Below are 15,211 nucleotides of genomic sequence, written 5' to 3' on the forward strand. Positions count from 1 at the left end.
AGGCGGGGCATTCCCCGCCTCTTACACCACATCTCTGCGCGCTACCTGGAGTCGGCTCGAAAAGAGTGATTTTGGGTTGTTTGCTGCGGGTGTGGGCTTGGAAACAACGTCCGGGGTGGCGAGGCGCCCAGAATTCGGTCGCAAGGAGGGCGTTCCTCGGCTGTGTCAGGAGTGTCCCTGGGTGCCGGCATATAAGGAACGTCCCTAACTGCCGGAGGGGGTGCCTGCCGTGGCAGGCACCCCCTCCGGATGTGGGAAGTTTGCGCTGCAGGTTACTTGTCGGTGCCCAGCTTGTGCGGCTTGAGAGCGAGCGCATTGACGAGCGCGTCGGTGGCAGACTTGACGGCTGCCGGCTGCGGATCGTTGACGTGATCCTCGGGATGCACGGGCAGGTCCTTCTTGACTGCATCGTGGATCAAGTTGAGGTACTCAGTCACGCCAGTGGTCGACAGGTGCGTGCCATCGCCATCGAACAGGTCGTTGCGATTGGCACTGTATCCGTACCAGTCGATAACGCGCACGTTCTTGTAGCGCGTAGCAGCGTTGGCGATGGCCTGGTTGGTAGAGCCAACCCACGGCTGCGGGCTGCGCGTGTTCACAAACACCACAATACGCTTATCTCCTGCATCGGTCATGATGGCGTCGATCTGGTCGTCGGTTACCAAGCCGTTGGTGCCCAGTGCAAAGACCACGATCTTGCCGGCAAGGTTCTGTTGGAGATAGCCCTCAAATGTCGCGCGGCCCGCATCAAACTGGCGGCCCTTTTCGGCATCGATGTGACTGTGGGGGAACACGCCGTCAAAGGAATCAACGGCGCGCAGCGACACGGAGTCACCGATCATCAGCAGGTCGTAGGATCCGTCGGGGAAGCCGTCGTTGTCCTTGTCGGTGCCGTCGGCCGCCTGCTGGTCGGCGGGCGCGGTGTTTTTGGCTTCCTTGTTGAGGACTTCGGCGCCCTCACCGCTCAGTGCGGAGGTCTCCGGCACAAAAATCAGGCCGCCCAGCGCGATAACAAGCACAATCCCGCAAGTGGCGCACACGGGAATATGCGCGCGCACCCAGTTGGCGGGCGTGGTGGTGCCGTCGCGGAATTCGGATACGGTGCGCCCAAAGGCACCCTTTCTAAACGGCGTCTCGATAAAGCGATATGAGCATTCGGCTACGGCGACCACCAACAACACCTGCAAAATGTACTGCCACCACGGCGTATCGTTGATGTTGGCGACCGGGTTCATGAGCAACAGTAGCGGATAGTGCCACAGGTAGATGCTGTACGAGCGCTTGCCAACCCACACGAGCGGCTCGGCGGACAGCGCGCGGGCAACCATTCCCTGGGGCTGCACGCAGGCCGCGATGACCATGAGCGTGAGGATGGAGCATAACAGCGTGCCGCCGCGATACTGGAACGCGGTGTAGCCGTTGGTGAGCGCGACCATGGCGGCAAGGCCAACCAGACCCACGACGCCCAACACATCGATGGATGCGGGCGAGGACCAAAAGCGCACGAGGGCGCTCGGCTGTGCCGGGACGGTCTCGGCTGCGCCGTCGGTCGTAGCGTCATGCTTGCTTTCGGCGTTCTTGCCGTGCTTGGCGGCGCCAGCCAGGCGATTGAGCCCCAAACGATGAGCGAGACACACCGGCGCCAGGTCGCGATCGGGGATAAAGGCCATCCAGGCGCCCAGCAGCAGCGAGAAGACGCGGGTGTCGGTGCCGTAGTACACGCGGCTGGGGTCGGCGGCGGGGTTATAGAGCACCATCATGGCGATGGCGGAGACAGCAGCCAGTCCCAGAACCATGCGGCGCGTGTTGGGCTTGCTCATGTGCATGGATACCATAGCGAGCAGCAGCGGGGGCCAAACCAGGTAGAACTGTTCCTCGATGGCGAGCGACCAAAAGTGCGTAACCGGCGAGGGATCGCCCAGGGCATTGAAGTACGAGACGTTTTGGGCAATCTGCCACCAGTTGTTGAAGAACAGCAGCGACGGCAGGATGTCGGGGCGCATCTTGGTGAGCATCACGTGGTTAAAGATGGTGCACAGCGCGCAGGTCACGAACACTACCGTTACCACGGCGGGGACCAGGCGACGGATGCGGCGAATCCAGAAGCTCTTAAGGTCGATGCGGCCGGTCTTGGCGACTTCGTTGAGCAGCAAGCGCGTGATCAGATAGCCCGAAAGCACAAAGAAGATCGTGACGCCGAGCAGGCCGCCCTGAGCCCACGTGAGGTTGAGGTGATAGAGCACCACCGCGACGACGGCGAGCGTACGCAGACCGTCGAGCGCAGGGATGTAGCGGGACTTGGGGCGAGCAGGCGTCTGCTCCGCGGCGGGAGTGTTGGCGCGGCCCGCGTTGTTGGCAGAAGCGCGATGGGGGCTCGCGGTGCGTCGCGGCTCGTTGGCACGGCGCTCGCCCTTCACGCGTTCGTGCGGCGCCGGCTCGTTGCCCGTGCGGCGTCGACCGCGCGAGCCCGATTGCGAGAATTGTTCCATAAAACATCATCCAATGACGAGAATAATCAGCACGTATTCATTGTAGCTGCCTGCCCCTGTGAATGCTTGCTGCTGGCGCAAGCTCAAGCGCGCGTCCACATCAAAGTGGACTAAAGTTATAGGGGGTGCGAGAGTGCACAATCGTTGGTCGACGGTGGGCGCAAAGCCTGAAGACGAGGAGGTTTCCATGGCGGATCACAGCATCGTTGCGGTGTTCGGCAGCATGAACATGGACCTTTCGGTGGCGTGCGAGCGCATGCCGCGCGCGGGCGAGACCGTCGGCGGCAGCGGGTTTATCACCAACGCCGGTGGCAAGGGCGCTAACCAGGCCGTCGCCGCCGCGCGCATGGGTGCGCACACGTGCATGATCGGCGCGGTCGGTCGCGACGCGTTCGGTGCGTCGCTCGTGACGGGGCTCCAAGACGCCGGCGTGGACTGTGACTTTGTAGTGCATCGCGATGACGTGGAGACGGGAGCGGCGACCATCATTCGCTGCGAGGGCGACAACCGCATCATACTGTCACCGGGCGCCAACCATGCGCTTGCGGGCGCGGACGTTGCCTGCGCGCTGAGGCGTCTGGTGGCCCATGAGCTCGACGGCGACGCCAGCGAGATTGCCCCGGCTGCCGGAAGCGTCTTTATCGCCCAGGGCGAATGTGGCCTTGTGGCGACGGCCGAGGCGCTTGTTTGCGCTCACGAGCTGGGGTTCTATACGGTCTTTAATCCAGCGCCCGCCTGCGAGCTGCCTGCGGAGGTCTGGCCTGCGGTCGACCTGGTCTGTCCCAACGAGACCGAGTGCCAGGTGCTGACGGGAATCTTGCCCGCGGACGATGCAAGCTGCGTCGCGGCGCTCAACGTCCTGCTCGCTAGGGGTGCCGGAGCTGCGGTCATCACGTTGGGCGGTGCCGGCTCGGTTACGCTCGGCGATGGCGGTGAGCTGCTGCGCATGCCGGCACTTTCGAGCACGGTAGTCGATACCACGGCCGCCGGCGATACGTTTATCGGCGCGTTGGCGGCGGCTCGCCTAGAGGGCTTGCCGCTCTTTGAGTGCATGGCCGCGGGTGCTCGCGCCTCGGCAGTGACGGTGTCGCGCCTGGGCGCTCAGCAATCGATTCCCACGCGCGCCGAAGTTGAACATTGGTTTGGTTAAACGATAAAGACGGAGAAGCGGAGTAGAACAATGGCAATCAAGAAGCTGATCCTTGATCTGGATATGGGTGTGGACGATGCGATGGCGCTGGCCTATGCCATCGCGAGCCCCGAGGTGGAGCTCGTGGGCATCACCACGTGCTTTGGCAACGTGCGCGTCGAGCAGTCGGCGCACAACTGCCTGGCGGTGCTCGATCTGCTGGGTCGCCCCGAGGTTCCGGTGTACCTGGGTGCCGACCGTCCTCTGCAGGCGACTGAGCCCTATACGCCGCCGGCGTCCACCGCGCTCATTCACGGCAAGAACGGCATCGGCGGCGCGAGCGTGCCCGCGTCGCCCTACGAGCCGGTGGGAGCGACCTCGGCCGGCGGCAACGCTGCGGTCGATTATTTGATCGATGCCGCGCGCACTTATGGTCCCGATCTGGTCTACGTAGCGACTGGCCCGCTCTCCAATCTGGCGCTCGCCCTGGAGCGCGATGCGGCGGCGATGATGTCCATCGGCCGCGTGGTCGTGATGGGCGGCGCCCTTACCGTGCCCGGCAACGTGAGCGCGGGCGCCGAGGCCAATATGGCGAGCGACCCCGAGGCAGCCGACGCGGTGCTGCGCTCGGGCCGTAAGCTCACCATGGTGGGTCTGGACGTGACACATCGCGCGGTGCTCACACGCCGCGACATTGCCGGCTGGACGGGCTCGGGCACTATGGCTGGCTGCGCATTTGCGAGCATGGTCGAGCACTACATTGGCTCGTACGAGATGAACGCGCCCTACCTGGGCGGCTGCGCGCTGCATGATCCGCTGGCGGTTGCCGTGGCGATTGATCCAACGCTCGTGGGTGCGCTCGGCTGTAACCTGCGTGTTGACTTGCTGGGTGAGTATCGCGGCCGCACCATCTGCGATGAGCGCCGCCTGTCCGATCCGGACAAGAGCGCGCTTGTGGCACTGACCGTGGATGCTCCGCGCTTCCTGTCCGAGTTCAAGGCCCGTATGGCTCGTGTCCTGGGCTAAATGATTTTCACGCCCCGTCCCATGTAGTCAATTTGGGACGGGCTTTTTTAGCTACCGAGTAAATACGCCCGTTGGGGGAATAGTCGCGTCGCTTCGCTTGACAACAGGCTAAACTAGCTATTAAACATTTACTATTCTGTTTAGATTGAATTTGCGGTCGTTTAGTTGTCGAGTCACGGGGCGGTCAGGCCACGATGCTCCGCCACGACCGTTGCTAGGGGGAACAATGGCCAAAGCAAGTGTTCGCGAGATCAGCCGCATCACCGGTTTTTCGCCCGCAACCGTGTCCAACGCGCTCAACCGCAAGCGCAGCGTGAGCGAGGAGACCGCCAAAGTCATCCTGGAGTGCGCGCAGTCGCTCGGCTATCAGCAGTCGACGCAGCTCGAGAGCATCCAGTTTGTGCTCGCGCGCAAGACGGGCGCCATCCTGGACGAGAGCACCTTCCACCCCGCGGTCATCGAGGGCGTGGAGCGCCAGGCGCGTCGCCACGGCATGAGCACGAGCTTTGTCTCGCTCGACTTTAGCGACCTAGACGCCGTGCGTCCGCAGGTCGAGGGCCTGATTGCCGATCCGGCCGCCGCTATTGTACTAATGGGTACGGAGTTGGGCGAGGAGGACTACGCCCTGTTCGCTAACGCCGCCGCCCACCTGATTGTGCTCGATGGCTGGAGCGACCGCCAGTACTTTGATGCCGTGGTCATTGCCAATACCGATTCGGTGCTGCGTGCCGTGGACTACCTTATCGAGAAAGGTCACAAGCAAATCGGCTATCTGGCGGGCGACCTTCGTATCCGCAACTTTAAGGACCGCGAGCGCGGCTACCGCCAAGCGCTTGAGGATGCGGACCTCGAGGCCAATCCGGCATGGCGCGTCACGCTGGGCACCACGCTCGAGGGCGCTTATCGCGACATGGGCGCGTGGCTCGACAATGCCTCGCACGACGACCTGCCGACGGCTTTCTTTGCCGAGAACGACGTGCTCGCCGTGGGTGCCATGCGCGCGTTCAACGAGCACGGCATTCGCGTGCCCGAGGATGTCTCGATCATCGGCTTTGACGACCTATCTCTGGGCGCTTTTTCCAACCCGCCGCTCACCACGGTGCATGTTCCCAAGCACGAGGTGGGTGAGATCGCGGTGCGCCGCCTGGTGGGCAACATCCGCAATCCCAAGAGCTATACCTGCAAAACGGCTGTGTCGACCTATTTTGTCGAGCGCCAGAGCGTGCGCGAAATCTAGGCGGAGACGGCATCGCCTGCAGCGTGCCAAAGCTCGCTAGGGCAGTAAACATAGCGCTATTCAAAAGAGGGTCCTTCGGGGTCCTCTTTTTGTTTCCCTTGTATGTTCAGATTGTTTACATACCGTTTAGGCTGATTTCTCTACCGTCTACGGGTATTTCGCGCTAAACTTCTAAACAGAAGAGTAAAACATTTAGTAAACAGAACAAAACGAAACATGCGTCTGTTTACTGAACATGTGACTAGGGGAGGACGTACATGGATAAGATCAAGCTCGGTTTTGTGCCCACGCGCCGTAGCATCTTTAGCGCGCCGGACGCGATCAAGTATCGCGGCCTTACGGCTGATCGCCTGCGCGAGATCGGCGTCGAGATTGTGGATATCGACGACATCAACGACGAGGGCCTGCTGTTCGACGACAGCCATATCGCGCCTATCGTCGAGAAGTTCCGCGCCGAGGGCGTCGACGGCATCATGCTCTGCCACGCCAACTTTGGTACCGAGTATGTCTGCGCCCGCCTTGCCCGCGAGCTCGGCTTGCCCGTGCTGCTGTGGGGTCCGCGCGACGAGCGCCCCGAGCCCGACGGCACCCGTCTGCGCGATAGCCAGTGCGGCCTGTTCGCCACCGGCAAGGTACTTCGCCGCTTCCAGGTTCCCTTCACCTATATGACCAACTGCCGCCTGACCGACCCCGAGTTCGAGCGCGGCGTTTGGGACTTCTTGGCCGTGTGCAACGTGGTCAAGACCTTCAAGCACACCCGCATCCTGCAGATGGCCACCCGCCCGTTCGACTTCTGGTCGACCATGTGCAACGAGGGCGAGCTGCTCGAGAAGTTCAACATCCAGCTTTCGCCCATCCCCATGACCGAGCTTGTCCAGGCTGTGCGCGACGCCCAGGCCGACGAGCAGGCCATGGCCGCCATGCTTGCCCACATCAACGACAGCTTTGAGATCTGCATTCCCGAGGACAAGGTCCCCGCGGTCGCAGGACTTGCCATTGCCATGAAGCGCCTGGTCGAGAAGTACGGTTGCAACGCCGGTGCCATCCAGTGCTGGAACGCCCTGCAGGACGAGTTGGGCATTATGCCCTGCGCCGCCAACGCCATCCTTAACGAGATGGGTATCCCCGTCGTGTGCGAGACAGATATCCACGGCGCCATCACCGCGCTGATGGTCGAGGCTGCCGATCTGGGCCGTCACCGCGGCATGTTCGCCGACTGGACCGTGCGTCATCCCGACAACGAGAACGGCGAGCTGCTGCAGCACTGTGGCCCCTGGCCCTGCAGCTGTGCGGCCGTCAAGCCCAAGCTCACCTACCCGCTGGCGTTCGATCACCCCGGCGCGCTGACGGCCGAGGCCAAGCACGGCGACCTCACCCTTGCCCGTTTTGACGGCGACAACGGCGAGTACTCGCTGCTGCTGGGCAATGCCCGCGGCATCGACGGCCCGGCCGGCATGGGCACCTACCTGTGGGTCGAGGTCGACAACCTCAAGCGCCTCGAGGCCAAGATCGTCGAGGGTCCCTACATCCACCACTGCGTCGCCATTCACGCCAACGTCGTGCCGGTGCTCTACGAGGCGTGCAAGTACATCGGCATTGCCCCCGACTTATACGACCCGATTGAAGAAGACGTCAAAGCCTACCTGCGAGGAGAGTAGAAATGGCAACTATCGAAGAGCTTGAGTCCCTGCGTTGGGACCTTCGCCGCGATTGCGTCGATATCATCATGGCTGGCGCCGGCGGCCACATCGGCGGCGACATGTCGGTGATCGACGCCCTCATGACCCTCTACGCCAACCATCTCAACATTTCGCCCGAGACCGTCGACGATCCCAACCGCGATCGCTTCGTGCTCTCTAAGGGTCATGCCATGGAGGCCTACTACGCGGTGCTCTGCCACGAGGGCTATCTGGACCTCGATGACGTCAAGGCCCGCTTCTCCAAGTTCGGCAGCCCCTACATCGGTCACCCCAACAACAAGCTCAAGGGCATCGAGATGAACTCGGGCTCGCTGGGTCACGGTCTGCCCGTGGCCGTGGGCATGGCGCTTGCCGGCAAGATGGACGGCCGCGACTACCGCGTCTGCACCATCATGGGCGACGGCGAGCTTGCCGAGGGCTCGGTCTGGGAGGGCGCTATGAGCGGCGGCAACTACCAGCTCGATAACCTGTGCGCGCTCGTGGACCGCAACCGCCTGCAGATCAGCGGCAGCACCGAGGACGTTATGAAGCAGGACTCGCAGGAGGAGCGCTGGGCCGCCTTCGGCTGGAACGTGCTCTCCATTCCGGGCAACGACGTCCAGGCCATCGACGCCGCGCTGACGCTGGCCGCCGAGACCAAGGGTAAGCCCACGGTCATCATCCTCAACACGGTGAAGGGCTACGGCTCGCCGGTTATGGAGGACAAGGCCTCCTGGCATCATCATCTGCCCAACGATGAGGAATATGCCCAGATCATCGCCGATTTCGCTGCCCATAAGGAGGCTATCAATGGCTAACAAGATCGCCAACCGCAAGGTTATCTGCGACACGCTGCTCGAGGCCGCCGCAACTGACAAAGACATCGTCGTCCTGTGCTCCGACTCCCGCGGCTCCGCATCGCTCACGCCGTTCTTCGATCAGTATCCCCAGCAGTCCATTGAGGTCGGCATTGCCGAGCAGGACCTGGTGAGCATCGCCGCCGGCATGGCCTCGTGCGGCAAGAAGGCCTGGGCCGCCTCGCCGGCGTCCTTTGTGACCACGCGTTCGTATGAGCAGTGCAAGGTCGACGTCTCGTACTCCAACACCAACGTCAAGCTCATCGGCATCTCGGGCGGCGTGTCCTATGGCGCCCTGGGTATGAGCCACCACTCCGCGCAGGATATCGCCGCCATGAGCGCGATTCCCAACATGCGCGTGTATCTGCCGAGCGACCGCTTCCAGACCGCCGAGCTTGTGCGCGCCCTGGTAGCCGACAACAAGCCGGCCTACATCCGCGTGGGGCGCAACCCGGTCGAGGACGTGTACGCCGAGGGCGAGTGCCCGTTCCAGATGGATCGCGCCACCTGGGTGCGTCGCGGCACCGATGTGACGCTTGTCGCCACCGGTGAGATGGTCCGCCATGCCGTGGACGCCGCCGATTTGCTGGCCGAGCAGGGAATCTCGGCAACGGTGCTCGACATGTACTGCGTCAAGCCACTCGACGCCGAGGCCGTGATCGAGGCCGCCGGTACCACGCGTGCCGTCGTGACGGTCGAGGAGCACAGCCCCTTCGGCGGCCTGGGTTCCATGGTCGCGCAGGTCGTGGGCGAGCATTGCCCGCGTCCGGTTAAGTGCCTGAGTCTACCCGATGCGCCGGCCATCACCGGTACGAGCCCCGAGGTCTTTGCGCACTACGGCCTGACGGGCGAGGGAATCGCCAAGACGGTCGCCGAGTTCCTCGGCAACTAGTAGAAACAGACGCTGCGCGGCCGCCAAGCACCGCACCTTGCCGTTCAAACCGTCGCTTGCGTACACAAAGTACGCGGCGGCCCTCTTTCACGGCGATCTGCGGCACTTGACGACCGCTCGCTCCTTGTCCGTCGGGTTTTAGTTTTTGAATCGACGGGGGAGACAGGAGAGTACATGAGCAAATACATCATCGGAATCGATCAATCCACGCAGGGTACCAAGGCGCTGCTGGTGGACGAGGGCGGCCATTTGATTCATCGTGCCGATCGCCCGCATCGCCAGATTGTCAACGAGGCCGGCTGGGTGAGCCATGATCCAGCCGAGATCGCCGCTAACGTGCTGGCCGTGGCACGCGCCGTGGTGGAGGAGACCGGGGTCGATCCGGCCGACGTCGCCGGCATCGGCATCTCCAATCAGCGCGAGACCACCGTTGCCTGGAGGCGCACGACGGGCGAGCCGCTGTGCGACGCCGTGGTGTGGCAGTGCGCCCGCGCCCGTGAGCTGTGCGACGAGCTGGCCGCGCGCGAGGGTGTGGCCGAGCTGGTGCGCGACACGACGGGTCTGGTACTCTCGCCCTACTATCCGGCGGGCAAGATGGCTTGGATTCTCGCGAACGTTCCCACGGCTGCCGAGGCCGCGGCGGCAGGCGAGCTGTGTCTGGGCACCATCGATGCCTGGGTGGTTTGGACGCTCACGGGCGGCGCGGAGTTCCGCTGCGACTGGTCTAACGCCAGCCGCACACAACTCTTTGACCTGCGCCGTGGCTGCTGGAGTGAGCCGGTGTGTGAGGCCTTTGGCGTCGATCCTGCCTGCCTGCCGCAGGTGACCGACTCCGATGGCATGTTCGGCACGACGGATCTGGGCGGCTTTTTGCCGGCGCCCGTGCCCATTCACGGTGTGCTCGGCGACAGCCATGCCGCCTTGTTTGCCCAGGGCTGCCACAGCCGCGGCATGGCCAAGGCGACCTATGGCACCGGCAGCTCGGTCATGATGAACGTCGGCGTCGAGTTCGTTGCCAGCTCGCACGGGCTTTCGAGCTCGCTTGCGTGGCGTATGGACGGCGTGACCGAGTATGTGCTCGAGGGCAACGTGAGCTACGCCGGCGCCGTCAAGACGTGGCTGCGCGACGACCTGGAGCTCATCAACAATCCCGAGGAAGTCACCGACCTGTGCTACGCCGCCAATCCGGCGAGCCGTGTCTACCTTGTGCCGGCGTTCACTGGCCTGGGCGCGCCGCACTGGGCGAGCGATGCCGAGGCCTGCGTCTTTGGCATGACGCGCACCACGGGCCGTGCGGAGTTCGTAAAGGCCGCCGATGAGTCGATCGCCTATCAGATCTTCGACGTCATCGATGCGATGGTCGAGGATTCGGGTGCGGCGCTGGCCGAGCTTCGTGTTGACGGCGGTCCCACGCGCGACGCGTACCTGATGCAGTTTGAGAGCGACTTGGTTGGCTCGCCCATCCGCATCGCGAGCAACGACGAGATGAGCGGCCTGGGTGCGGCCTGGGCCTGCGGCATTGCGCTGGGCATGTACACGCGCGATGTCGTCGACGTCTACGGCGCCCGCGACATCGTGGAGCCTGCCATGCCTGCCGACGTGCGAGCCAAAAAGATCGCCGGCTGGCGCCATGCCGTGAAATCTACAATCGCGTACACCGCCTAGCATGATTATTCTGAGACGGGGATTAAAAACTCATTGATCCCCGTCCCGGGCAGCTCATTTGGGACGGGGCTTTTTTGACTGGTATGATTGGTGCGACCATTCGAACCAGCTAAAAGAGCCCCGTCCCAAATTGACTACCGAGAGGAACTGCCATGGAGCGCATTGCAAGTTTTTCCGTTGACCATCTGCTGCTTGAGCCCGGCGTGTATGTGAGCCGCATCGACCGCGATCCGGCGACCGGCGCCGCCGTCACCACCTTTGACCTGCGCCTGACCACGCCCAACAAGGAGCCAGTCATGAACACGGCCGAGTGCCACACCATTGAGCATCTGGGCGCCACCTTCCTTCGCAACCATGCCGAGTGGTCGAGCCGTATCGTCTACTTTGGGCCCATGGGCTGCCGCACGGGCTTTTACCTCGTCGTTTTTGGTGAGCTGACGAGCGAGGAAATCTTGCCGCTTGTGCGTGAGCTGTTCGAGTTTGTTGCTGGCTTTGAGGGCGATATCCCCGGCGCTGCTCCCGAGGAGTGCGGCAACTACCTGGACCAGAACCTCCCCATGGCCAACTGGCTTGCGCGTCGTTATCTCGACCGCGACCTGGCCGATATCGACGAGAAGCACCTGCACTATCAGCAGGCATAGGGCCGCCCTCTGCCTCCAAACCGTTCACACGGAGATATCGACCGTTTAACTGTTTAGAAGTGTTTATTCGAGGTCATTAGCACTAGCTCGCTTAAACTAGTCCTCAGAGTGATATTCAGGCAAGGCTCCTGAAGCAGCATCTGTCGACATTGATTGTCGGATTCTGCTTCGGGAGCCTTGTTCTGTTTAGGGGGGGGGACACATGGAAATTGTTAAACGAATTAATACCAGCGCTGTCCTCTGCGTCGATGGAAATGGCAGACAGTTGGTTGCATTCGGCCGTGGTCTGGGGTTTAAGAATGTCGGAGACGAGGTCCCTCTTTCGGAGATTCAACGAACGTTTTATAACGTTAGCTCTCGCTACATCGCTCTCGTTGACGAGGTCCCCGACGAGCTTCTCGAGCTTACCTCGGATGTTATTGATATGTCGACAGGTTTGCTGTCTTATGAGGTGAGCCCTAATTTGCCGTTTATCCTTGCGGACCATATCGCGTATGCGGTTAAGCGCAAAGAGCAAAATATCGTTGTCCGCATGCCTTTATCGTTTGATGTCCGCCAACAATATCCCGTCGAATTTAGAATCGGCGAGTATGCACTTAAGATAATCAGGAAACGTCTTAACGTTAGGCTTCCAGCTCATGAGGCAGTTGGAATTGCCATGGCGTTTATCAATAACATGGCCGATTCGGACTCATGCGAAGTAGTTAAAGAGTTTAGCGCGGATATCTACGATCGTGTTCTGGAGGAGTCAACCGTTGCTGTTGAAAATCGGCTTGGCATTCAAGTTGATCGGGAAGGTTTCGATTACGCAAGGTTCGCAACCCATCTTCAGTACTTATTCAATAGGTTGAACTCTGGCGAAAGCATCGTGAGCGACAACCGCAAGATGTACCTCTCGCTCAAAAAAGAATATCCGGTGGCATCAATGTGCGCCGATGATATTGCTTCTGTTCTCAGCCGACTGACGGGGCGGGAACTTATAGACGAAGAAAGACTCTACCTCATGATGCACATCAATCGAATTGCATCGAAAACAAGGTAATTAGTTGGCAAAGGCGCGCGCTTTGCTGATGGTTACATATAAAACTCAACATGGGAGAAATGGTATTTATGGCAGATACAACCAAGCTCGCTGCCGAGATTCTCGAGATGGTGGGCGGCGCAGACAACGTTACATTTGTAGCTCACTGCATGACTCGTTTAAGGTTCAACCTTAAGGACGAAAGCATCGTAGACGATGCAAAAGTCAAGGCGATTGATGGCGTGATCGACATTCGCCATTCCGCGGGGCAATATCAGGTGATTGTGGGACCTAAGGTCGATAAGGTCTATGAAATCGTTGCCAAGGAAACCGGGATTGATGCCGGAGATTCCGAGGCAAGCGAAGGAGAGACTAAGGGCTTTCTGGGAAAGCTAATGAAGCTCATCAGCGGCATCATGATGCCCGTTCTTCCTGCCTTGATCGCATGCGGAATGATAAACGCCGTCCTTAGTATTCTGACGACGGCGGGTGCTGTTTCCGCCGAGAGCGGAATATACACTCTGCTGTACGGCATGGGAAATGCCTGCATGTATTTTCTGCCCGTTCTTGTCGGATCATCTGCTGCTCAGTTCTTTGGAACCGATCGATATATCGGTGCGGTACTCGGTGCAATCCTGATTTATCCGACTTTCGTTGCTGCGGCCGGAGCGGGCGATGCGCTGGATTTGCTCGGCATGAAGTTCACAATGGTGAGCTATTCCTCCACGGTGTTTCCTGCTATCGTGGCGGCTTGGTTCGCATCCGTTCTTAATAAGTGGCTGCGGGCGGTTCTTCCCGATGTTGTGGCATTTGCGCTCGTCCCGTTCCTGACGGTTGCTGTTGCCGCCCCCGTCTCGCTCCTTGTGATCGGCCCCGTTATTCAGCAGGCGAGCTCTTTGCTTGCGACTGCAGTGCTGGCGGTCTATCAGTTCAGCCCCGTCCTTTGCGGCGTTATTCTCGGGCCGATATTCGGTCTCGTTATGATCCCCCTTGGACTCCATTGGGCCCTGATCGTGCTTTCCATCAACAATATTATGACCGTCGGCTCCGATCCTATCCTTGGACTTCTCTGCTGCAGCATGGGTGTTGTCGGCGCTTGTTTGGCGTTTGCCCTCCGCTCGAAGGACCCGAGTGAAAAGAGTCTTGGGTTCAGCTGTGCCATTACGGGCTTTTTCGGGATTACGGAACCGGCGCTGTACGGCATCATCTTGGAGCACAAGAAGATCATTATCGCTTCCATGGTCGCCGGAGCAATCAGTGCTGTTATCCCGGCGATTTTCAACACCTGTACGTTCGTTATGACGTCGAGCGGCATTTTTAGCTTCCCCGGTTATATGGATCCTTCTGGTGATATGAGCAGCCTCATCGGCGCAATTCTTTGCAATGTCGTCGGTTTAATTCTTAACTTCGTTCTCGTTTACATCCTGTATCGCCCTGATGAAGAGGCAGTAGTGGAGTAGACAATTATTTGGGATGTAAGCTGCCGAAAACCCCGCGGCAGATTGCATGTGGTGGGCTTGCCGTTGATTCACGCGAGCCCACCCTCATTTTTGGAGTGACTAGCTATGACAATTACAGCCGATATGACGTTTGGCGAAATCGCGCTCCTTCCTGAGTTCGCTGGCTTTGGCGAGCACCTTATGCTTTGCCGGCCTTCAACTTGGGAGCGCATGTGGAATAAACCCATCGTGTCTCATATGAATTCTGATGCTAATCCATATGAAACTACTCGCGTTTTGCGTGGATTGAATCGGATTGTCGAGCTCGTGGATGACGGGAGGCAAGTTGCCTACGATATATGGGATGAAGCCGACTGCATCCGTGATCCGACTCGACGCAACACGAAACTGTTCTTCTTTCCCGGGAGACCCGGGGCTCCCTTTATCATTGCGGTTTCGGGCGGAGGTTATCAGAGCGTTTGTCATCAAATGGAAGGCTTTCCCGTTGCCCCCGAGCTCAACGATGCGGGCTATAACGTGTTCGTGCTGTCATACAGGGTGAGGGTCGAGCCTTTGATGCCGCGTCCAATCGACGATTTAAATCGAGCTGTCCGTTTTGTCTTCGAGAATTCAGCGAAATTTAATGTCGCAAAAAGTTATGCAGTTATCGGCTTTTCTGCTGGTGCGCATTTAACTGCCGAGTGGGGGACGGACAACAAGGGATTTGCGTCCTACGGATGCGAGGCACCCAAAGCCTTGGTCCTGTGTTATGCACCGATTGATCTTCGTGGCTTTGAGAACGCATCAGACAATAGATTTCTTGATTCGGTGTGCGGCGGGGCTGGTCGCGACTCGCTCGATGATTTCTGTATTAATCAGCATGTGTGGGAGCAGTATCCTCCGACATATCTTTGGCAATGCGCTGACGATGATATTGTATCGCCCGACAATTATGAAAAGATGGTCGATGCTCTGGATGCAGCTGGAGTACACCATGAGGGAGTCATGTATTCAGAAGGGGGGCACGCATTGATGAAGCCCCATGCGCCGGAGACCGACTACTGGTGTATGAGCGTTATTGAGTTTCTTAAAGATTATCTCGACTAGGAAGCTGCATGTCGCTTTTTGAGCGGGTG

The 15,211-nt window shown here is 60.1% G+C and carries 12 protein-coding genes; 11 read left to right on the top strand and 1 reads right to left on the bottom strand.

Annotated features, from left to right (window positions below; genetic code table 11):
* Window positions 1-272: 272 nt before the first annotated feature.
* Window positions 273-2,489: an acyltransferase family protein gene (locus DW233_RS08490; RefSeq protein ID WP_118267757.1), complete on the bottom strand. Its 2,217-nt coding sequence runs from the start codon at window positions 2,487-2,489 to the stop codon at window positions 273-275.
* A 187-nt stretch (window positions 2,490-2,676) separates the two neighbouring features.
* On the opposite strand from DW233_RS08490, the gene DW233_RS08495 reads away from it, so the two are divergent.
* The 11 genes from DW233_RS08495 (at window position 2,677) to DW233_RS08545 (ending at window position 15,182) form a co-directional block, all read left to right on the top strand.
* Complete coding sequence (locus DW233_RS08495; RefSeq protein WP_118267759.1) at window positions 2,677-3,639, top strand: ribokinase; 963 nt, start codon at window positions 2,677-2,679, stop codon at window positions 3,637-3,639.
* Window positions 3,640-3,669: 30 nt separating this feature from the next.
* The gene (locus DW233_RS08500) at window positions 3,670-4,644 is read left to right on the top strand and encodes a nucleoside hydrolase (protein WP_118267761.1); all 975 of its coding nucleotides are present in this window, start codon (window positions 3,670-3,672) and stop codon (window positions 4,642-4,644) included.
* Window positions 4,645-4,870: 226 nt separating this feature from the next.
* On the top strand, window positions 4,871-5,881 hold the full coding sequence (locus tag DW233_RS08505) for a LacI family DNA-binding transcriptional regulator (RefSeq protein WP_089573543.1): 1,011 nt from the start codon (window positions 4,871-4,873) through the stop codon (window positions 5,879-5,881).
* 257 nt (window positions 5,882-6,138) lie between these two features.
* Complete coding sequence (locus tag DW233_RS08510; RefSeq protein ID WP_118267763.1) at window positions 6,139-7,539, top strand: L-fucose/L-arabinose isomerase family protein; 1,401 nt, start codon at window positions 6,139-6,141, stop codon at window positions 7,537-7,539.
* Between the two features lie 2 nt (window positions 7,540-7,541).
* Window positions 7,542-8,378: a transketolase gene (locus DW233_RS08515; protein ID WP_199411442.1), complete on the top strand. Its 837-nt coding sequence runs from the start codon at window positions 7,542-7,544 to the stop codon at window positions 8,376-8,378.
* Window positions 8,371-9,309, top strand: coding sequence for a transketolase family protein (locus tag DW233_RS08520; RefSeq protein ID WP_118256321.1), 939 nt, complete (start codon window positions 8,371-8,373; stop codon window positions 9,307-9,309). Before DW233_RS08515 ends, DW233_RS08520 begins: the two co-directional genes overlap by 8 nt.
* A gap of 174 nt (window positions 9,310-9,483) precedes the next feature.
* Window positions 9,484-10,974, top strand: coding sequence for a glycerol kinase GlpK (locus DW233_RS08525; protein WP_118267765.1), 1,491 nt, complete (start codon window positions 9,484-9,486; stop codon window positions 10,972-10,974).
* A gap of 152 nt (window positions 10,975-11,126) precedes the next feature.
* Window positions 11,127-11,615: an S-ribosylhomocysteine lyase gene (locus DW233_RS08530; RefSeq protein ID WP_117640520.1), complete on the top strand. Its 489-nt coding sequence runs from the start codon at window positions 11,127-11,129 to the stop codon at window positions 11,613-11,615.
* A gap of 202 nt (window positions 11,616-11,817) precedes the next feature.
* Window positions 11,818-12,657 (top strand): PRD domain-containing protein, encoded by an 840-nt coding sequence (locus DW233_RS08535; protein WP_117646431.1) that lies wholly within the window; start codon window positions 11,818-11,820, stop codon window positions 12,655-12,657.
* Window positions 12,658-12,725: 68 nt separating this feature from the next.
* Entirely contained in the window at window positions 12,726-14,096 is a 1,371-nt protein-coding gene (locus tag DW233_RS08540) for a PTS transporter subunit EIIC (protein WP_158565462.1), read from the top strand.
* A 105-nt stretch (window positions 14,097-14,201) separates the two neighbouring features.
* A complete protein-coding gene (locus DW233_RS08545; protein ID WP_117778711.1) occupies window positions 14,202-15,182 on the top strand; it encodes an alpha/beta hydrolase in 981 nt (326 codons plus the stop codon).
* Window positions 15,183-15,211: the final 29 nt, after the last annotated feature.

Source organism: Collinsella sp. AM20-15AC, from assembly GCF_003471405.1.
Lineage (GTDB): Bacteria > Actinomycetota > Coriobacteriia > Coriobacteriales > Coriobacteriaceae > Collinsella.